Origin of the sequence: Pseudoalteromonas sp. MB47, from assembly GCF_011319765.1 — a bacterium.
Classification (GTDB): Bacteria; Pseudomonadota; Gammaproteobacteria; order Enterobacterales; family Alteromonadaceae; genus Pseudoalteromonas; species Pseudoalteromonas simplex.
The window spans coordinates 99,295-118,854 of the sequence record NZ_VFBD01000006.1 but is presented as its reverse complement, the minus strand read 5'-3'; the positions used below and the strand labels follow the sequence as shown (position 1 = coordinate 118,854).

The 19,560-nt window shown below is 41.3% G+C and carries 20 protein-coding genes; 7 read left to right on the top strand and 13 right to left on the bottom strand.

Annotated elements, in window-relative coordinates:
- Positions 1–13 precede the first annotated feature (13 nt).
- Positions 14–472, bottom strand: a complete 459-nt coding sequence (gene mraZ / locus IMPJCBKJ_RS03190) for a division/cell wall cluster transcriptional repressor MraZ (protein ID WP_054552739.1) — start codon at positions 470–472, stop codon at positions 14–16.
- Positions 473–931: 459 nt separating this feature from the next.
- On the opposite strand from mraZ, the gene IMPJCBKJ_RS03185 reads away from it, so the two are divergent.
- From IMPJCBKJ_RS03185 to IMPJCBKJ_RS03170, 4 genes are all read left to right on the top strand, one after another.
- On the top strand, positions 932–1,273 hold the full coding sequence (locus IMPJCBKJ_RS03185; RefSeq protein ID WP_054552740.1) for a hypothetical protein: 342 nt from the start codon (positions 932–934) through the stop codon (positions 1,271–1,273).
- Positions 1,274–1,278: 5 nt separating this feature from the next.
- Positions 1,279–1,725, top strand: a complete 447-nt coding sequence (locus IMPJCBKJ_RS03180; protein ID WP_054552741.1) for a hypothetical protein — start codon at positions 1,279–1,281, stop codon at positions 1,723–1,725.
- Entirely contained in the window at positions 1,725–1,982 is a 258-nt protein-coding gene (locus IMPJCBKJ_RS03175; RefSeq protein WP_054552742.1) for a hypothetical protein, read from the top strand. Before IMPJCBKJ_RS03180 ends, IMPJCBKJ_RS03175 begins: the two co-directional genes overlap by 1 nt.
- 89 nt (positions 1,983–2,071) lie before the next feature.
- Entirely contained in the window at positions 2,072–2,647 is a 576-nt protein-coding gene (locus IMPJCBKJ_RS03170) for an AAA family ATPase (RefSeq protein ID WP_166338766.1), read from the top strand.
- A 41-nt stretch (positions 2,648–2,688) separates the two neighbouring features.
- Here IMPJCBKJ_RS03170 and IMPJCBKJ_RS03165 read toward each other — a convergent pair whose 3' ends face one another.
- From IMPJCBKJ_RS03165 to IMPJCBKJ_RS03150, 4 genes are all read right to left on the bottom strand, one after another.
- Complete coding sequence (locus tag IMPJCBKJ_RS03165) at positions 2,689–3,660, bottom strand: glutathione S-transferase family protein (protein ID WP_166338764.1); 972 nt, start codon at positions 3,658–3,660, stop codon at positions 2,689–2,691.
- A gap of 9 nt (positions 3,661–3,669) precedes the next feature.
- Positions 3,670–4,512 (bottom strand): pirin family protein, encoded by an 843-nt coding sequence (locus IMPJCBKJ_RS03160; protein WP_166338762.1) that lies wholly within the window; start codon positions 4,510–4,512, stop codon positions 3,670–3,672.
- Between the two features lie 97 nt (positions 4,513–4,609).
- Complete coding sequence (locus IMPJCBKJ_RS20815; RefSeq protein ID WP_166338760.1) at positions 4,610–6,259, bottom strand: HAMP domain-containing sensor histidine kinase; 1,650 nt, start codon at positions 6,257–6,259, stop codon at positions 4,610–4,612.
- Positions 6,260–6,453: 194 nt separating this feature from the next.
- Complete coding sequence (locus tag IMPJCBKJ_RS03150) at positions 6,454–7,419, bottom strand: YihY/virulence factor BrkB family protein (RefSeq protein ID WP_054552747.1); 966 nt, start codon at positions 7,417–7,419, stop codon at positions 6,454–6,456.
- 122 nt (positions 7,420–7,541) lie between these two features.
- Between IMPJCBKJ_RS03150 and IMPJCBKJ_RS03145 the strand changes: the two genes are divergently transcribed.
- Positions 7,542–8,621, top strand: a complete 1,080-nt coding sequence (locus IMPJCBKJ_RS03145; protein ID WP_166338758.1) for a mechanosensitive ion channel domain-containing protein — start codon at positions 7,542–7,544, stop codon at positions 8,619–8,621.
- A gap of 11 nt (positions 8,622–8,632) precedes the next feature.
- Here IMPJCBKJ_RS03145 and tatA read toward each other — a convergent pair whose 3' ends face one another.
- Positions 8,633–8,788 carry a twin-arginine translocase TatA/TatE family subunit gene (gene tatA / locus IMPJCBKJ_RS03140; RefSeq protein WP_082389242.1) on the bottom strand — a complete coding sequence of 52 codons (156 nt, stop codon included), beginning with the start codon at positions 8,786–8,788 and terminating at the stop codon, positions 8,633–8,635.
- Between the two features lie 46 nt (positions 8,789–8,834).
- Positions 8,835–9,599 carry a transcriptional repressor AgaR gene (gene agaR / locus IMPJCBKJ_RS03135; RefSeq protein ID WP_166338756.1) on the bottom strand — a complete coding sequence of 255 codons (765 nt, stop codon included), beginning with the start codon at positions 9,597–9,599 and terminating at the stop codon, positions 8,835–8,837.
- A 159-nt stretch (positions 9,600–9,758) separates the two neighbouring features.
- Between agaR and IMPJCBKJ_RS03130 the strand changes: the two genes are divergently transcribed.
- Positions 9,759–11,090, top strand: a complete 1,332-nt coding sequence (locus tag IMPJCBKJ_RS03130; protein WP_206004070.1) for a sugar MFS transporter — start codon at positions 9,759–9,761, stop codon at positions 11,088–11,090.
- 30 nt (positions 11,091–11,120) lie between these two features.
- Here the strand turns inward: IMPJCBKJ_RS03130 and IMPJCBKJ_RS03125 are convergent, their stop codons facing one another.
- From IMPJCBKJ_RS03125 to IMPJCBKJ_RS03100, 6 genes are read right to left on the bottom strand one after another with little or no spacing between them, the layout of a single operon-like run.
- Positions 11,121–11,633: a hypothetical protein gene (locus IMPJCBKJ_RS03125; protein ID WP_166338754.1), complete on the bottom strand. Its 513-nt coding sequence runs from the start codon at positions 11,631–11,633 to the stop codon at positions 11,121–11,123.
- A complete protein-coding gene (locus IMPJCBKJ_RS03120) occupies positions 11,626–13,320 on the bottom strand; it encodes a GMC family oxidoreductase (protein WP_166338752.1) in 1,695 nt (564 codons plus the stop codon). The genes IMPJCBKJ_RS03125 and IMPJCBKJ_RS03120 overlap by 8 nt, the downstream gene beginning before the upstream one ends.
- 13 nt (positions 13,321–13,333) lie before the next feature.
- Positions 13,334–14,497 (bottom strand): N-acetylglucosamine-6-phosphate deacetylase, encoded by a 1,164-nt coding sequence (gene nagA, locus IMPJCBKJ_RS03115; protein WP_166338750.1) that lies wholly within the window; start codon positions 14,495–14,497, stop codon positions 13,334–13,336.
- The gene (locus IMPJCBKJ_RS03110; RefSeq protein ID WP_166338748.1) at positions 14,475–15,398 is read right to left on the bottom strand and encodes an ROK family protein; all 924 of its coding nucleotides are present in this window, start codon (positions 15,396–15,398) and stop codon (positions 14,475–14,477) included. Before IMPJCBKJ_RS03110 ends, nagA begins: the two co-directional genes overlap by 23 nt.
- 17 nt (positions 15,399–15,415) lie before the next feature.
- Complete coding sequence (locus IMPJCBKJ_RS03105; protein ID WP_166338746.1) at positions 15,416–16,534, bottom strand: SIS domain-containing protein; 1,119 nt, start codon at positions 16,532–16,534, stop codon at positions 15,416–15,418.
- 23 nt (positions 16,535–16,557) lie between these two features.
- Entirely contained in the window at positions 16,558–17,823 is a 1,266-nt protein-coding gene (locus IMPJCBKJ_RS03100; protein ID WP_054552755.1) for a D-tagatose-bisphosphate aldolase, class II, non-catalytic subunit, read from the bottom strand.
- 273 nt (positions 17,824–18,096) lie between these two features.
- On the opposite strand from IMPJCBKJ_RS03100, the gene IMPJCBKJ_RS03095 reads away from it, so the two are divergent.
- Positions 18,097–19,557: a Gfo/Idh/MocA family oxidoreductase gene (locus IMPJCBKJ_RS03095; RefSeq protein ID WP_138598820.1), complete on the top strand. Its 1,461-nt coding sequence runs from the start codon at positions 18,097–18,099 to the stop codon at positions 19,555–19,557.
- The last annotated feature ends 3 nt before the right edge of the window (positions 19,558–19,560 follow it).

Here is a 19,560-nt window from a genome sequence, read left to right as displayed (position 1 = left end):
TTTCTTTGTGCCGTTAGAGTGAGAAGTTATCGAACTCAGGATTCGCCTCAAAATCGCCTAGGCGTTCAATTTCAGTATCTTGGCGCATTTGTTCATGCCAACGATCTTCATCCCAAATTTCGAACTTGTTCATCAAGCCAACCAACATGATTTTTTTTCCTAGTTCTGCATGGGCTCGTAACGAAGGTGCCAGCAAAATTCGGCCATTTTTATCTAATTGATATTCTGTGGCATTGCCGAGCAACATTCGTTGCATGCGGCGAGCGCGTGGATTCATATTTGAAATTTTTAATAGTCGCTCTTCTATTTCAAGCCACTCGGCTAACGGGTATAACCACAAGCAGGGCTCGTTTAAAGCAACAGTGCAAATAACCGTTCCCTGATCTTCAGACAAGATCGCATCTCGGTACTTAGTTGGTACCGCAAAACGTCCTTTATCATCCAAACTCAGTGAGCTCGCACCCCGAAACATAACATGCCTTAAATTAGGTTATTTATTGTAACTGACTATCTCTGATCCAATTTGATCCACTAAAAACCACTTTTTACCACAGTGCTCCAGTTTAGGGCTTGACAAGCTATTTTGTCAAGTAACTAGATCATCTTCAGTGCCTTCTAAAGCCAGAAAAAATAAGGCCTCAAGCAAAGCCTCTGAATTACGTGGGAAAAAGTGGAAAACATAGAAAAAAATTTTTTTTCCAATTTTATTGGCAATCTAATGGGGAAAAATGGTTAATGAATAACCAATGAACAATTACAAAATTATCTTATTCTGTAATTTTTACTTAATCACCCTGCAAGAGTTACGAAAAACCACTAACCAAGAACGCAATAAAAAGAATAAACAATTGAAAATTATTGATTTTATATTTTGGTATGAAGGTTGCGATGAATTAATCACCAATTAAATGGCAATTTTTAAGGAATGATTATGACTACCGCAACTTCAAAATCGAATTCAAGCACGGCAACAAGTAACAGTGCAAACTCGAACGCGGCTCAAGTAGAGGCGCCATTCACAGAAAAAGCGACAGAGGCAGCTCACCACGCAGTAGATGCATTATCAACACGCGCTGCTAGTGCTGAACATAGTGTACGTCAGGGTGCATCTAGCTCTGCTCAAACGCTTTCGGAAAAGCAAGCAATAGCACGCGCTAAAATTAATGAATACAGTGGTAAAACTCGTAAACTTGCATCAGAAAACCCACTTGCAACAGCAGGTATTGCATTTGCTGCAGGCATGTTAGTAACTGCACTTATTCGTCGTAAGTAATTGTTATGCAAACTTCTCAATCTACAGATGAGAAAACGCAAGATGCCACTGATCAGCCATTAAACGCTGATCAGTGGCAAGATCACCTTGCTAAACTATCTGACTACGGCAAACAGCTATATATTGACTATCGCAAACAAACTGGGACTTGCAAAAAGCTTGCAGCTGCGGAGTGGCGCTTATCAACACGTTCACTCGCCTTAACTATTATACTACTTGTCTGTTTTGCCGGTGGTTTAGTGTTACTTTGGGCTGGTTTACTTGCTACTGTCGGTATCGCGATATTCAGCTTTAGCCAATCATTGTGGTTAGCCGCTATTTCACTGATTGCATTACAATTGCTTTGTCTTGCATGGCTTTGGAAGAACATTGGTTATGTCAGCAGTAAAATAGGTTTTGATCATACGCTAAAAAGTATTCGTCAATTATTGAATATTAGTAAGGATGAATGATGTTAATTGATTATTTTATTAATAAACCGCAACACAGAGTAACTAAGCTAAGCCAGCAAATGGATTTACAAGATGAGCTTAAACGTCAACACCATCAAGCGTTCAAATACCGTTTAAAACGCTTTGCGGTAAGTAAAGTGGGTGTTGCCAGTGCCTTCACTGCGGGTATGGGTTATGAAGCACTTAATAACTCAGACCACAAGGACAGTAAATTGAAACAAGTCAGCCGCTTCAGCTGGTTACTGCGTTTGTTGTGATCATTATCATGTAATGTTTGCTTTTTACTTCTCTTTGCCACCTATTTTCATTACCTTAAACACAAACGAGCAATTTGTGAGGATGTAAGGTGAAGAAAAGGATTGTACTAACTGGTGGCCCTGGCGGTGGTAAAACAACAGCCATCGATCTATTAAGACGTGAATTTTCTAATCAAATTGTTGTTGTACCAGAATCTGCGACCATGCTGTTCAGCGGTGGTATAGAACGTGGTGATGCAACTCACCTGATCAAAGCTCACCAACAAGCTATCTTCAGCTTACAAAAACACCTTGAACATATTCAACGAACCATGCACCCAGATCGTTTAATGCTTTGCGATCGTGGTAGCTTAGATGGACTTGCCTACTGGCCCGGTGAGCAAGATGAGTTTTTTGAGTGTCTGAATACCAACCTACATACCGAGCTGGATAAATATGATGCAGTGATCTTTTTTGAAACAGCAGCGAAGTCTGGGCAAAGTATTCATTCTAATAACCCAGTCAGAAACGAGTCTGATCAGCAAGCCATATTGCTTGATGACAAACTGCAAGCAGTTTGGTCTCAGCACCCTAATTTTAATTTAGTGAAAAGTTCTGAGTCATTTATTCAAAAGGTGATGTTTGGCATCGACACTATCCGCAAGGTCATGGATAGTTATAACTAACAGTTCAATCAAGTCATTAAACTGTTAGTTATCAAGGTTTATTAACCACGGTTATGAGACCGAGCGTAGTCTATATCAGGCCCTTTTGGCACAACTTGAGTTGGGTTGATCATGGTGTGGCTAAAATAGTAATGACGTTTTATATGATAAAAATCAACGGTCTTACTTACACCTTCAATTTGATATAACTCACGTAAATAGTTGCTGATCGCCGGATAGCTCTCAATAGTACGCAAATTACATTTAAAGTGGCCCACATAAACACTGTCGAAGCGAATTAAGGTGGTAAATAAACGCCAGTCGGCCTCAGTCAGTGTGTCCCCCACTAAATAACGATTAGCTGATAATCGTTGCTCAATTTTATCAAGAGCTGCAAAGAGATCATCAAAGGCTTCAGTGTAAGCTTCTTGCGTTGTCGCAAAGCCTGCACGATACACCCCATTATTAATGTTGTGATAAACAAACTCATTAACTTCATCAATTTCAGAACGTAACGATTGCGGATAAAAGTCGCGTTCATTACCTGTTAGGGAATTAAACGCGCTATTAAACATTCTGATAATTTCAGCAGATTCGTTGCTAACAATACGCTGCGTTTTTTTATCCCAAAGCACGGGAACCGTAACACGACCTGAATAATCGGCTTTGTTACGCGTATAAATTTGATGCATAAAGTCGCTATCGAAAAGTGCATCACCGGTGCTGTGATTGTCTTTATCAAAGGTCCAGCCATGCTCTAGCATGTCAGGACTGACAACCGACACACTGATATAATCTTCAAGGCCTTTTAAATGGCGAAAAATCAAAGTGCGATGAGCCCACGGGCAAGCTAAAGAGACATATAGATGGTAACGATCTTTCTCAGCTTTAAAGCCCGCATCACCGCTTTGCCCTACACTACCATCAGCTGTAACCCAGTTGCGTAACTGGGCTGCCTCACGTTTGAACTCACCTTGATTGTTATCGGTGTCGTACCATTTATCTTGCCATTGGCCATTTACTAGTAATCCCACAATAACCTCCTATAGTGTGCCAAATTTACCTAGCTGATAGTCACGTACTGCTTGTTGTAACTCAGCTTGGGTTGTCATTACAAAAGGGCCCATATGAGCGATTGGTTGCTTAAGCGGCTCACCGGCTAGAATTAACGCCCCTGCACCCGTTTGCGAGTTAAACTCAATGTCACTGCCAGGCTCTAAAATCAATAAGCTACCTGCTTTAACTGGTCCGCCTTGCTCAGTATGAATTTCTCCAGTATGGATATAAATCATCACCTTAGTTTGTGTAAGCGGTGCATGATAAAACTGCGTACCAGCCGGTAAAGTCACATCAGCAAGCATGCCGTCAGCTGCGAGGTCTTGTAAACTAGATACCTGCTCTTCATCGGCAAATTGCCAGCTTCCAGCTAATGCTTTTAGCTCAACACCTTGCTCATTTTGAGTCGTTGGTACTGGCGCTTCAGTGGTATCTTGATATCGCGGCGCTCTTAGCTTCTCGGCACTTGGCATATTTAACCAAATCTGAAAGCCATGCATACCTTCTTTAGCATCTGCTAATGGCATTTCACTGTGGATCACACCAAAACCGGTACTCATCCACTGCACATCGCCAGCACGAATTGCTTTTTTGTTACCCATTTGATCTTGGTGCTCAAAGCCACCTTTAATAATATAAGTAAAGGTTTCGATACCACGGTGAGGGTGCGCAGGAAAGCCGCCCATAAAATCACTATGATCATCGGATTTAAGCTCATCGATCATTAAGAAAGGGTCTAAGTACTTGCCATCAAAACCTGGAATACGGCTGATGTTTACGCCATCACCATCTTGTGTGGCATGGCTATTTAATTGTTGAATCACTTTCATAACTTTACTCCCGTAAATTGTATGAAGTGATTTTAGGCGCTATTTTAACTAACAACCATGAGTAAAATAAGCATATAACGTTCTATAAAAGCGAATACTAAAGAGGTTCTTTATCATCGCTCTGCGTTATTTCATGCTCAGTTTGAAGATTTGGCAAAGTTAAATAAAAAGTGGTGCCTGTCTGTTCTTCAGATTCGAAACTAATCGAGCCCTTTAATTTTTGCGTAACTAAATTCATAACAGCATAAAGCCCTAGACCAGTATTTTTTTGGACACGCTTAGTAGTAAAAAAAGGATCAAATATTTTATCTTGAATATCTTCGCTTATGCCGCAGCCATTGTCTTTAACACTGATAAAAACATTATTATGTTTAAAACTTGCTGAAACTTCTATTTTTGCGCCTTCAATCTGCCCATCAAACGCATGAAAAAAAACATTTGAAAACAAGTTTGTCATAACGTGATTAAATGTTCCTGGGTAACTTTGAATTTTTAAATCATCGGGTATGTTAAAAATCACCTCAACATTTTTATTTTTAGAATCTGACTTAAACGACATCACAATATCATGCAGATGCGGATTCAAGTTAATTAACCTTAATTCATCACAATGCTGATCAGCGGCAATTTGTTTAAAGCTTGTTATCAATTCAACTAATCGATCTAAATTAGAATGAAGTAATAAGCTAATTTCTTCTGAAGTATGTACATATTTTTCAAGTGAGCCTTTACTAACGCGTTTATCAGCTAGCACTTTTCCCATCTTTTTATTTTCATCTTCAAGGTAACTGACAGCTGTTATACATATACCTACAGGCGTGTTGACTTCATGTGCTACCCCAACAACTAGACGACCTAGTGCTGCTGTTTTTTCTGCTTCCATTAAGTATTTTTGAGTCTTTGCCATTAAATCCATAGATTCTTTAAGCTGCACGTTTTTCTCAGTCAAAGAAGATGTTTTTTCTGCCACTTCAGCTTCAAGTGAGGACACATATAAATGATTAAGTGATTTGCGCAAACGGCCAATAAAATACAGCACAATTAAAATGGTAATAAAGCAGCAAAAAGAGAAAAGCGACATCAAGTAGTGATCTCGCGTCGCAGTATGAAGATTTTGCTCGGTTCGATAATCTAACATAAACAAAAAGTTATTAATGTGACTCATTATTTCTGACTTTGCCAAAAAGTAATCATCACTATACAAACTCAGAATCGCGTCAATTTGCTCCTTTTCCATATTCTCGTCAGGTTTATTTGCTAAAGCTTGAAAAGCAGCGTACTCAATTTTTGTTAAATCATTTGATGCTTTTTCTGCAAGCCGGATTTGTTGCATCTCCTCATCTGTTATACCAATGGAATTTAGCATAACTTGGAGTGATTTTTTTTCACCGTCAGGAAATGGAGCCTTACCGTTATGAGGCATTAACATATCCCAATAAACGCGGTGATAATCTTCTGGACGTGGAGCTTCACCATTTCGAATAGCTAGAATTTGGTTGAAAAAGCCTAAGAATTTAGCATTACCTGTTACCGTATAAGCCCTTGCCATTAAACTTAATTGATCTGAACTTTGTCTGACTTGCTCAGCCAAAATATAAGACTGATACCTAACCTTAGTTTCAGCCTCTATGGTTTTTAAACTGCCATACATTAAATAAACTGACAAAGCCGTTAACCCAGCTAGAATTACAGCAACCAAATTAAGTAAAGATAAACGCTTAATATTAAGTTGGAGCTCTTTTTGCATTTCATGACCTATAAATATGATTACAGCTAGAGATCGCAGATTTAACTTTCTGACCTACTGATACGTAAAATCACAGTACGAGTCATAAAAACCAAAATCGAACTTTAGGATTAAATATTTAATAGAAGTCAATTCTAAAAATGTCAATTAGGGCCTAGGGGTTACCTCAAGTCTAGGAGTAACTCGACTGCGTCTTATTGCTCATTTTCTCGTTGTTTAATTGTCAATCTATCGGCCACGATCGCGCCGCGTTTCCCTACAGCTTTTTCTGGCCCAATAGTGCTATCAACTAGAGTTTGCTGCTCTGTACTAGCATTGATAGCCGCACCAAAAATGATGATATATGCGCTGATATAAAGCCACATCAACATGATCACCACACCACCTAGCGATCCATAGGTTTCGTTATAACTAGCAAATTGAGATACATAATATGAAAAACCAATTGATGCGATGATCCACATTAACGTAGCAAGCATTGAGCCCGGCGTGATCCAGCGCCATTTAGCTGGAGTTCGATGAGGCGCATAACGATATAAAAACGCTAAAGCGAGATTAAAAATAATGGCTAACAATGGCCAAGTAATGAGCTGAATCATTAAGTCGATAAGCTCTGTTAAACCAACTAAGTTGAGTACAATCGGTAAGATACCAATGATCAATAATGCCACCAGCGCAACTACAATAGCACCCAGAGAAAATAAAAAACGCACCACTAATGCCATAAAGAACTGACGCTTATTACGCTGATGATAAGTAATATTACAGGCGGTAATAAGTGCTTGGCAGCCTTTACTGCTACTCCAAATAGTTAATAGCAAGGTACCTATGGCACTTGCACTCAATACCTTATTTGACTGCTGAGTGATATCGCTAACTTGAAGCAAAATGATGTCACGACTACTTGCAGGTAATATCGCAATCACCTTATCTAACTGATCATGGATATCTGTGGGAGAAGCAAAATAGGCATATACGGATACAATAGCTGCCAGAGCAGGAAAAATAGCTAAAAGAGCATAAAATGCCACGCCTGCTGCTACAAAAGATAAATTGTCTTGTGATAGGTTGTGATAAACCCGTTTACTGATATCCCACCAACCTCGAATTGGGATTTCCATCGGTGAACGAGCTTGAAAACCGCGGTTACCATTCGCCATAAGTGACCCAAAGAATGACTGTGAAAAGTACAATGCTGCAAACAACTTGCCAGTAATTATGGCGCCTGAATTGCATTGAACTAAACTTATTGAAGCAACTTAAAGATCCATGGAGCGGTGCAATGAGTTATTATTTACTTACTGAAAATCAACTAGCTAACGTTTTAAAAGCATCAATTTCCATAGCATCTCAAACAGTTTCTGAAAGCTTATCTTGGCAAGACTTAAACTTTCAAATTACGCAGTTTTTACATACTGCATGGCAAATGTTACCTGCACTGACACTTGGTATTGCGGCCATCATTATCTGTTACTTGTTGGCCCGCCCTTTATCTTATCTATTAATAAAACCGCTTGGCTTTGTGAGCGAAAGCAAACTTTTGCATGTGGTGACTAGGCGCTTTTTTAGCATTATTATTATCTTGTTTGGCGTGTACTTATTTTTGCGTCTTGCAGGGCTCACCAGTTTTGCCGTGGCGATTATGAGTGGCACTGGCTTAGTCGGGCTTATTTTAGGTTTTGCTTTTCGCGATATCGCCGAAAACTTTATCTCAAGTATGCTGCTTAGTGTGCAGCGCCCTTTTCGTATTGACGATGTTATCGAAGTAGATGGGCGTTTAGGGGTAGTTAAAAAGGTTACGGCTCGCGCCACCACCTTGGTTGATTTTGATGGCAATCACATTCAAATTCCCAATGCGACCGTATATAAGAACGTTATTAAAAACCTCACCGCAAACCCAAAAATGCGGGGCCACTTTAATGTTGGCATTGGCTACGATAATGACATTCGCTATGCCCAACAATTAGCAATGAAAGTGGTTAATCAAAACCCTGCTGTTATTAATGATCCGCCAAGCCAAGTACTTATTAATTCATTAGGCTCAGCGACTCTTAATCTAACCATTTATTTTTGGGTAAATAGTAACGAACACAGTACTATCAAAGTGGCCTCACAATTAATGCGAGAGCTGGTCAATACCTATTTAGCAGAGCAAATAAGCATGCCGGATGATGCTCGCGAGCGAATTATTTTAAATAGCGAAAACGATACCGAACAGCCAAACAATAATGTAAGCGCAGAGCTAAAAACAGCAAAATCACTCGACGACCATAGCCTTGATGATGTTAGCAGTGATGCCGATGATATCCGCGAACAAGCAGATCAATCTCGCGACCCAGAGCAAGGTAATAACATTATTTGAGACAAAGATTATCAGGCTTCGTCTTTGGGTTTATCTTGCATTGCACGTTTAAACCCTTTAATTGATGTCCCTAAGTCACCACCGATCCGTGACAGTTTTTTTGTGCCAAATAAAAGCACCACAATTGCGGCAATAATAGCTAATTGCCAAACACTTATTCCTGCCATAATAACCTCCTTAAGGTTTAGGTAATTTGTCAGTATGCTACTAGCTCTAAACAGTGATTACGTCGATCCCCAAAGCAACCAATGACTCAACAAATTCAGCTGGCATGTTTTTATCGGTTACTAGCACATCGATTGATTTTAGTGGTAATACATTATACAAAGCCCGTTTACCAAATTTACTTGAATCAGTTACAGCAATCACTTGATCTGCACGTGTGCACATTGTTCGGTTTAACATTGCTTCAGGCTCATAATGGGTGGTGATCCCCGCTTCAGGATCTATGCCATCCACTCCTAAAATAACCTTTTTGAAATTATATTTACTGAGTGCTTGTTCAACTTCATTTGAGTAAAAAGACATTGATTTCTTGCGCAATTGCCCACCCAGCATAAATACATTGGCATCGTCTATATCAGCCAGTACATGTGCAATATTGAGGCCGTTTGTCATCACGGTTAAGTCTTGTTTGTTGGTCAATGCTTTCGCGACTTCTTCGGTTGTGGTGCCCGAATCAATAATTAGTGAATCGCCATCATCAACTAAATTTGCAACAGCTTTTGCCAGTAGAACTTTCACAGCATAATTTTCGTTATGCTTATCTTTAACTGATAACTCTTTGACCAATTTATCACAAGCAATTGCGCCGCCGCGAGAACGAACAACCAGACCACGCTTGCCCAGTTCGTTAAGATCATGGCGAATACTAACCTCAGAAATATCAAAAGTTTTCGCAAGATCTTTAACATTTACTTTGCCATTTTCCTCGGTCATCAGAACGATTTTTTGTCTTCTTTCTATTGTGGTTAGCATAGCTGGCCTGTTGTTTATATAGCTGCTTTCAAATTCGTAGTTCAATATTACACAATTTACAGTTTCAAAGCCAAGCTTAGTTTCGAAATAAAATAAAACTTTCAAAACTTACGAAAAATGTTTTATCATTAATCTACCGTTAACTTATTGGTGACAAAAATGACAACACAAAGCTCACTATTAGAGCAAACAGAACACACCAACCGTACACAATTACTACCTATGTTGATCATAGGTGGTTTGTTTTTCTTATTTGGCTTTATAACTTGGCTCAATGGATCTTTGATTCCATTTCTACAAATGGTCTGTGATCTCAACCATATTGAAGCTTACATGGTGACATTGGTGTTTTATATCGCCTATACCGTCATGGCACTGCCGAGCGCTAAGATATTGAAATTATTTAGTTATAAGCATGGTATGTCATTTGGTTTAGGCACCATGGCATTTGGCGCGTTGTTGTTTATTCCTGCCGCACAAATTCAGGCTTATTGGTTATTTTTGGTTGCCTTATTTACTTTAGGAAGCGGCCTCACCTTATTACAAACCGCTGCGAATCCTTACATCGTGCTAATTGGTTCTAAAGACACGGCAGCCGTACGCATTAGCATCATGGGTATTCTCAATAAGAGCGCAGGTGTGGTTGCTCCATTGCTCTTCTCTGCGATTGTATTTAGCGACATTGCCAGCTTTAGCCCTGAAGCTCTCGCCCACTTGAACAGCATTCAAAAGCAATTACAGTTGCAAGAATTGGCTAATCGTTTAATAACGCCTTACTTTGTAATGGCAATTGCGTTAGCGATATTAGCTGCGTTGATTATGCTGGCTCCATTACCTGATATTGAGCAACCAAAAACTAGCAACAACAGCGAGAGTAAATCAGTACTGCAATTCCCACACTTAGTTTTAGGTGTAATCGCCCTATTCTTTTACATAGGTGCAGAAGTCATTGCCGGCGACACCATTGGCCTTTACGGCAAAGAACAAGGGGTATTACAGTTCGCTGAACTCACCTCTTACACCATGGGCTTTATGGTGCTAGGTTATGTGTTAGGTATCGTGTTAATTCCTCGTTTTTTTAGTCAGCAACAGGCGCTGATATTTTCCGCGTTAAGTGGTTGTGTGTTTTCACTTGGCATCATTTTGATTGATCCGCAACAAACTGCGATTGCAAACGTAGTGCTCTTTTGGCTTGCTGGTAACAGTTTTCCAGATACCGTGTTATTTGTTGCATTACTTGGCTTATCGAATGCGCTAGTTTGGCCGACCATTTGGCCTATGGCCCTTGCAAATCTCGGCGATAAAACTCAAACCGGCGCGGCATTACTGATTATGGGGATTTCTGGTGGCGCTCTATTGCCTTTGGTATACGGTGTATTTGCAGAATATACAGGCAATGCACAACAAGCTTACTATCTGTTGATCCCTTGCTATGCGTTTATTCTTTATTACGCACTAATTGGTCACAAACTAACAAGTTGGCGAAAGTAACGAGATAGGCAGGCTTAGTTATTTTAATTTTTAACTAGCCTGCAATTTTTCTGATGTGAAATAGCCCAGTAGCAAAAATTCACGCACGGCAAAAATACACTTATAAATTAAATACTCGTCACGCTTATCAAGGCTCACTTCTGAAAAAGGTAAGGCTTGCTGCGCTATTATGCGCTGTTGCTGCTGCGAAGAGATAGTAAATAAACTTGTGAGTTTATTTGCTAATTGCGACGATGAAAGAACACCTTCTGCAATCAGCTCAGCGCCTTTTACACATGCCGTACGTTCAGTCAGAGTTAGTGTATTTGCTAGCATTAAATCTGTGAAAGCGACTAAATTAAAATACAGCTGCTCATTTGGCTCTAGCTCTAAAATAACAGCCTGCATTTGCGTGACCACATCCCGATGCGCCGCTGCTTTAAGCACCTCAAAATGATTGCCATCCGTTTTATCAAATAACTGAGTCGCAGCCACTGGCGTAATAGCCGCACCGAATAATGCAGCTAAATATTTAATCGCATTTCGCCTTTGTAGATCAGCCATAAAACACCCCGTTTTGATAATGCCGTACAGCGTGATCCGCGGCTCTTGCAGTAAATGCCATATAGGTTAACGAAGGGTTCTGATAACCCGACGAGCACATAAACGAGCCGTCAGTGACATAGACGTTACGCACACTATGAATTTGGTTGTAACGATTAAGCACTGAGGTTGTAGCATCATGCCCCATACGCGCAGTTCCCATTTCGTGGATGGCTTGCCCCGGCGCTGAGCCTTTATCGTATGCTTGTACATTTTGATAACCTGCTTTGCTTAGCATCTCGACGGCTTGCGTTTTCATATCCTCGCGCATGCGTTGCTCGTTTTCAGCAAATTGGCAATCAAAATTAACTAAAGGTAATCCCCATTGATCTTTTAATACCGGATCTAAGCTCATTTTATTACGATGATAAGGCAGGCATTCACCAAAGCCTATTAATGCAACTTGCCAAGGCCCAGGTTTGGCAAGCCCTTCTCGAAAAGCCTTACCAAAGCTAAGTTCTTTAAAGCCCCGTCGCCAATCTTTGCGTGTTGCGTATCCTTGATAGCCATAGCCGCGAATAAAGCTATGCTGCTCGGCATCATTAAGATTTCGAAAACGCGGAATATGAAAGCCAACGGGTCTGTCGCCATCATTAAAGTCATCAGCAAAGCCCCTAGGCTCGCCAGTGGCGCCAACCCTAAAATGGTGATCCATGAGGTTATGACCAAGCTCTCCACTATCGTTCCCTAAGCCATTAGGAAAACGTGCAGAAGTTGAATTTAATAACAAGGCTGTTGTTGCCACCGTTGATGCACAGCAAAAAATAATCTTCGCTTGCGCGATACGCTCCTTTTTAGATTCAGCATCAATTACTTTCACGCCCGTAGCTAGTCCGCTATCTGGATTGTAAATAATCTCTTTGGCAATGGAGTGAGTCTGGATAGTGAGTCGCCCAGTACGCATCGCTGCAGGTAAGGTCGAGGCTAAACTACTAAAATAACTCCCTGCTGGGCAGCCTCGCATACAGCGGTTGCGCTTGCTGCATGGGGCACGACCTTGCTCAGGCTTTGCCTTGGTTAAATGTGCAACTCGCCCGATGGTGAGGTGACGATTAGTGTAGTGAGTTAATAAACTTTGTTTAAGCTGCTGCTCTACGGCATTAAGCGCAAAAGGAGGCAAGTAAGGTCCATCTGGTAGCTGAGGTAAGTTCAGCGCTTCGCCAATAACCCCGATGTAGGCTTCGACTTTATCGTACCAAGGCGCAATATCTTGATAGCGCACAGGCCAATCAACGCCGTGACCATCTTGTTTGTTGGCTGCAAAATCTATATCACTGAGGCGCAAGCATTGCCGCCCCCAAGTTAATGAGCGCCCACCAAGATGATATCCTCGGATCCAATCAAAACGTTGCGATTCTTGATAAGGGTGCTGCAAATCATTCACAAACCAGTGTTTTATTGATTGTTTGGTGGCATAGCCAGTGCGTGCTTGTTTAGCTTGATTCTGCTTTTCTAGAAGGCTGGGCCTGTCGCGAAAAGGCAGTTGCCAATCTTCTTTAAACGCAGTGATATAGTCTGTACCGTGCACAACCTGTCTGCCACGTTCTAGTAGCAGTACATTGAGTCCTTTTTCGGTCAGTTCTTTAGCAGCCCAGCCGCCAGTAATGCCACTGCCAATAACAATGGCATCGAATACTTTTGCCTGCATTCTCACTTAACTTTTAAAAGATTTGCTTACCCGCACAGATCGTTGCTTGAACAGAAAAGTCTTTATCGAGCAGGGCAAAATTAGCCTGTTTACCTACCGCAATACTGCCTATTTGCTCCGCTTTATTTAAAAACTCAGCAGGTACTAAACTGGCCATTTTAGTTGCTTCAACTAGGCTTGCATCGGTTAGGTTATAAAAGCGTTCAACGCCAACTTCCATGGTTAATGTACTGCCCGCTAAAGAGCCGCTCTCAGTTCGTGCAACACCTTGCTCAACCACAATAGGAAGCTCACCTAAGCGGTAGCGACCATCTTGTAAGCCTCCGGCGCTTACGCAGTCTGTGATCAGAGCAATTTTATCAGCCCCTTTTAAACGGTAAACCATGTTCATGATGCTCGGGTGCAAATGAATACCATCAGGAATAAGCTCAACCATGGCATCGCTGTCCATCAACAGTGCCCCCGTACAACCAGGATCTCGATGATGAATACCGCGCATACCATTAAAAATATGCACACCACCGCAGGCTCCATGGGCAAGAGCTTGTGTTGTTTGCTCAAAATTAGCATCTGTATGACCCAGCATCACACGCACACCTTTATCGGTGATATAGCGGATCATGTCGGGGGATTTAAGTAGTTCTGGCGCTAACGCAAATGAGCTTAAGCAACCTTCACATGCGGCATAAATTTCATCAAATCGCTGTTTAGTAAGCTCTAAAAAAAATGACTCGTTATGCGCGCCTTTATGCGCTTCTGCAAAGAATAAACCTTCGTTATAAGCCCCTAGCAACTGCGCTCCAGCCAAGCCTTTTTGATAGGCACTCGCCATATTTTTATAAGCTTGAATTGAGACGTCCCAGTCTGCAGTCACCGTTGTGCCAACAAACCCCGTTACGCCATGCTTTGCTAAAGACCGAGAAATAGTCTCTAACGATTCTGGTGTGCCGTCCATAATATCGCAGCCTTCACGACCATGAATATGCAAATCGATAAAGCCTGGAAATAAGCTATGCTCACCTAAATCTATTACTTTAATCTCTGGCTCAATTTGCGTGGTAATAGCACTAATTTTACCTTGCTCGACCAAGACCGCATGATCGAGTAAAACCGTCTCAGCAGTCACCACTTTTGCGGCCTTTAAATAATAGCGATTAAGATGCGTTGGAATTAGCATGAACACTTCCTATTATTGCAGCGCCTCTTACGCCGCTAGAATCACCAAACTTTGCACGCTTCACGTCGGGCACGGCAAAACCTGAAAATAAATGAGTTTGAATCGCATCAGGGAGCTTTTCTACTATTGCATCAATGAGCGACAACCCCCCGCCAAGTACGATAACTTCTGGGTGCAAACTTTTACTAATAGCAGCAAAGGTTTCGCCAAGAATATCTAAGTAACAAGCGAGCACCTTTAAGGCTTGCTCATCACCTAGCTTAATATCGTTTGCCCATTCAATCGCTGATTTAGGGGATTGCGTAATATGTTGATACAGAGTTTGTACACCGGGCCCTGCAATATAGCTTTCTACACAGCCATTTAAACCACAGCCGCATTTTAAAACGGGCAGCTGATATTTTTGTTGCAGATACGCAGAAAGTGGTAAATGACCATATTCTCCCGACATACCTAAACCTTGGTTAAACAAAGTGCCATCAATACACATACCACCCGCAGCCCCCGTACCAACAATGGCACCAAATACTCGGCTATAACCTTCACCAGCTCCGCCATTTGCTTCTGATAAAGCAAAACATCGGGTGTCATTTAATATCGCAACAGGGCGCTTTAATAATGCTTGTAGGTCGTCGGCAATCACCTTACCTGTGGCACAAGGCACATTGGCAGATAACACTTTGCCAGCCTCATTAATGATACCTGGCATACCGATCCCCACAGCACCTTGGCTACTTGTTAATTCATCGGCCTTTAGCACCTGCTGATATATTGCCTGCAAAAATTGCTGATAATCATCAGTTGGCGTAGTAATACGCCAACTCTGCTGTTGCTCTAAATTATTATTAAAAATGGCGGTTTCTATTTTTGTTCCACCAATATCGAGTCCATAAACAGCCATACTCTACCTAACACTTTCTAACAAGAAGTTAACGGGTAAATAGTTACCCCTTGTACAACACGGTTAACTTCGCCCGTTGGGCAAGGATTGTCAGGTGTTAAACCGAGTGAGATTGATTTAAAAAATGCAAAAATCTGACAATAAACAATATAATACAGACCTTGCCACACATCATCCAGCGGTTGCTGCTTTGTACCTACCGATAATTTTTCTATGCGCAGGCATTGCTGTTCATTGACTAATTCATTATATAAATCAGTGTCATATAAACTGCTGTATAGATTTCCAGATGACATCAATAGTACGGCAGTTTTGGTATTAATAATGGTTTTCGGGCCATGCCTAAAACCCAAAGGCGTTTCAAAATAACTAATTAATTCACCATTTGTTAACTCTAAACACTTTAATGCAGCTTCTTTGGCGTAGCCAAGTAAAGACCCGGCTCCTAAAAATACTAAGCGCTCAACGTTACTTAGTGCAAAACGCTTAATGTCATCAATTTGCGTATCGAGTAGCTGATTAGTATGCGCCACAACTTTTTCTAATTGAACGCTATCGGGAGTAAAAATACACAGTGTTGAAATCAGCATTGAGGTAAAGCTACTTGTCATTGCAAAGCTCTCATCAAGTGTTTCTTTTGGCATTATCACACTTAAGCTATTGCTTTTAACTGATGCGCTTTTAGCTAACTCACCGTTTTCATTACAGGTAATAACCAAGTGATAACATTCATCAACGACTTGCTCTGCAATATCGACCGCTGCGACACTTTCAGGGCTATTTCCAGAGCGCGCATAAGAAATAAGTAAGGTTGGCGTGCCCTTTTGTAAAAAACCATATGGGTTTGAGACAATATCAGTGGTGCTGACAGCACATACGTCCAAATCGGTTTTCGCAGTTAAATGAGGTGTTAAAGCCTCGCCCACATAAGCTGATGTACCAGCGCCTGTTAAAACAACTTTTAAGTTATTAAGTGCTAAAATCGGCGCTAAAAAATCATTAATCTCAGCTCGCTTTTTATCAATCACTGTTGCCGTATTACACCATGATTTGGGTTGTTGTGTGATTTCTCTTGCGGTCCAATAAGCGTTCTGTTGCTTAAGTTCTGTTTCGTTTAAGGATAAAAACTGTGTCATATTAAATTCTCTCTCAACACCACTTATTGATTACAAGCAAGCGAATAGCTATTCGTCACTTCCATTATTTTGTTAAGTACTAACTCACGCGGTGATGAGTTAATTTGGCCCTTAGTTAATGCTTTGTACTGCATTGGCATAAATTGGCTAAGTAAGGTCTGTGGAATAATTTGCCCTTCTAAGTTCTCAAACAGCGTTTCTACTGTTTGTTTTATCTCATCTTCAGGCCAGTAATAACGGATGCGATCGCTATAACTATAAGCCCTAAACAGCTTAGCTTCAGCACCCTGCGATGGGTAAAACTTATTCCAATAATGTGGTTTTTCTAGCATGATGCGCTCACAGACATCACGTAAATTAGAACGCTTAGCAGGTTCAACTAACTGATCTTCAATATAAGTTAAAGCAAATAAACCTTCGCGTAGTGCATAGGTAAGCTGTGGCCCCACTTTTAATATGGCAAAGTGATCTTGTACTAACTCGCGATAGCAATGATCTGGCTGGTAATCAGTAGAGTGAGCTTCATACACAAGATTATCGACAGTAGTGATAAACTCTTTCAGTTTTTGCGCTTCATTACGTTGGTAATTAAAAACTTGATGATTATCAAACTCAACCCCCGGCTGCACAACAACAGCAATAACACGCGACCACACGTCACTTATGTTTAAGCTAGCAAATGCTGCCTGATGTAATTCGATTGTTTGCTGTACCCCTTCAACATGGGATACCTCAATAATTTCATGCTCTTCTGTTGCCCCACCCGGAGGGGGAACTTCAGTACCAACCACATAAAGAATATCGTTATCTTTTGAGACCGACTCGGCAGCTTGGCACATCAATGCTGCACGCTTGGCAATTTCTGCATCAGCTAAACGTTCTCCATCGTCAGCGCATGGCATGCTGGCATCTAGATGAATTTTTTTAAAACCCGCACTCGCATAGGCTTTAACAAGTTCAACAGCTTTTACCATCGCAACCTCTGCAGGCTCATTCACCCAACATACAGGACCTAGGTGATCACCACCTAAAATAATGCGCTGGGTATCTAAACCCACTTTTTCGGCTATTGCATAAACAAATTCAACAAAGTCATGAGGCTTCATACCCGTGTAGCCACCAAACTGATTAACTTGGTTTGCCGTAGCTTCAATTAAAATTTCAGTGTCATCATTAAGAGCTTGCAACATCGCTGCTTCGATAACGAGTGGATGCGCGCAGCATACAGAATAAATTCCCTGCGCTTGCCCTACTCGATTGTTATTAATAATCGTTTTTAATGCATTCATGGTTCTCTCCAAGCAGCTTACATCAAAGGTTAGATATATGATTTGAAATTACAGTAGCACACAGCGAAACACCACGCAACAAAATGAAAGGTAACGAAAGTTCATATTAAAACTAAAATTTGACCTAAAAAACCATAAAAAGGCATTAAGGGTAATGCAGCCACCAATTTGAAAGATTTTGAAAGCATTTAATTGTAATTAACTTTTAGTTGCGATATAACAGAAACAACTGAAACCCACTATTAAAATAATCTCAGTGATTTAGGTATCGTTATGACAATAGATAGACGTAGTTTTTTAAAATCTGCCGCAGCCATTACCGCCGCGACAGTCGTGACTGGCTGTGCGAAAAGCCAACAAGGTGATAATCAAAGCACACCTCTTGCAGCGCAAGGTAAAAGCGTAATGGGCTTAGCTGTGCCTGCAATGGATGTGGTGCGTGTTGGTTTTATTGGGGTTGGTCAACGTGGTAGCGGCCATGTGAAACATCTTTGCCATATTGAAGGTGTTGAAATCAAAGCTATTTGCGACACAGATAAGCTAATGCTAGATAAGTCTGTTAATTATGTCATTGAAAAAGGCTTACCTAAACCAACTGCTTATACGGGTTCAGATAAAGCCTATTTAGACATGCTCGCTCGTGATGACATCGACATTGTGATCATTTCAACGCCTTGGAAATGGCACACACCGATGAGTGTTGAGACCATGGAAAGTGGAAAACATGCCTTTGTTGAAGTACCTGCAGCAACCACCATGGAAGAGTGTTGGCAATTAGTAAACACCGCAGAGCGCACGCAAAAGAACTGCATGATGATGGAAAACGTTAACTACGGCCGTGACGAGTTAATGGTTTTAAACATGGTTCGTAAAGGCGTATTTGGTGAGTTATTGCATGGTGAAGCAGCTTATATTCATGACTTGCGTTGGCAAATGAAAGAAATTGACCGCAGCACAGGCTCATGGCGTACTTATTGGCATACCAAAGTAAACGGTAACTTATACCCAACCCATGGTTTAGGCCCGGTTTCTCAGTATATGAACATCAACCGTGGTGACCGCTTTGACTTTGTTACTTCAGTCAGCTCACCTGCGCTTGGCCGCGCCGCCTATGCAGAACGTGAATTCCCTGCAGGCCACGAGCGTCGTTCACTAAAATTTACTGCTGGCGACATGAACACCAGCATTATTAAAACAGTGAAAGGTCGTAGCATTATGGTTCAGCACGACACCACAAGCCCTCGCCCGTACAGCCGCCATAACCTAATTCAAGGTACTAATGGCACATTTGCAGGATTCCCTAATCGTATTGCTCTTGAAGATGTGCCACCAGCTATCGCGAAAATTTACCAACAGCAATATGAAGCAGAGCTCGCTGCCTGGGAGAAAGCAGGTTCACAGGGTCGTAAGCCACATATGCAAAACTTCCATAGCTGGGATCAAGATATGGAAAAATGGCGTGCTGAGTTTGATCATCCACTGTGGAAACGCATGGGTGAAGAAGCAGTACGTAACGGTGGCCACGGCGGTATGGACTTCATTATGCTTTGGCGCATGATCTACTGCTTACGCAATAATGAGCCACTCGATCAAGATGTATACGATGCCGCAGCATGGTCATCAATCTTCCCGCAAAGTATGGCATCGGTTGCAGATAGAAGTAACAGTAAAACAATTCCAGACTTTACCCGTGGCGCTTGGCAAACAGGTAAGCCTCTAGGAATTGTGTCTTAACAC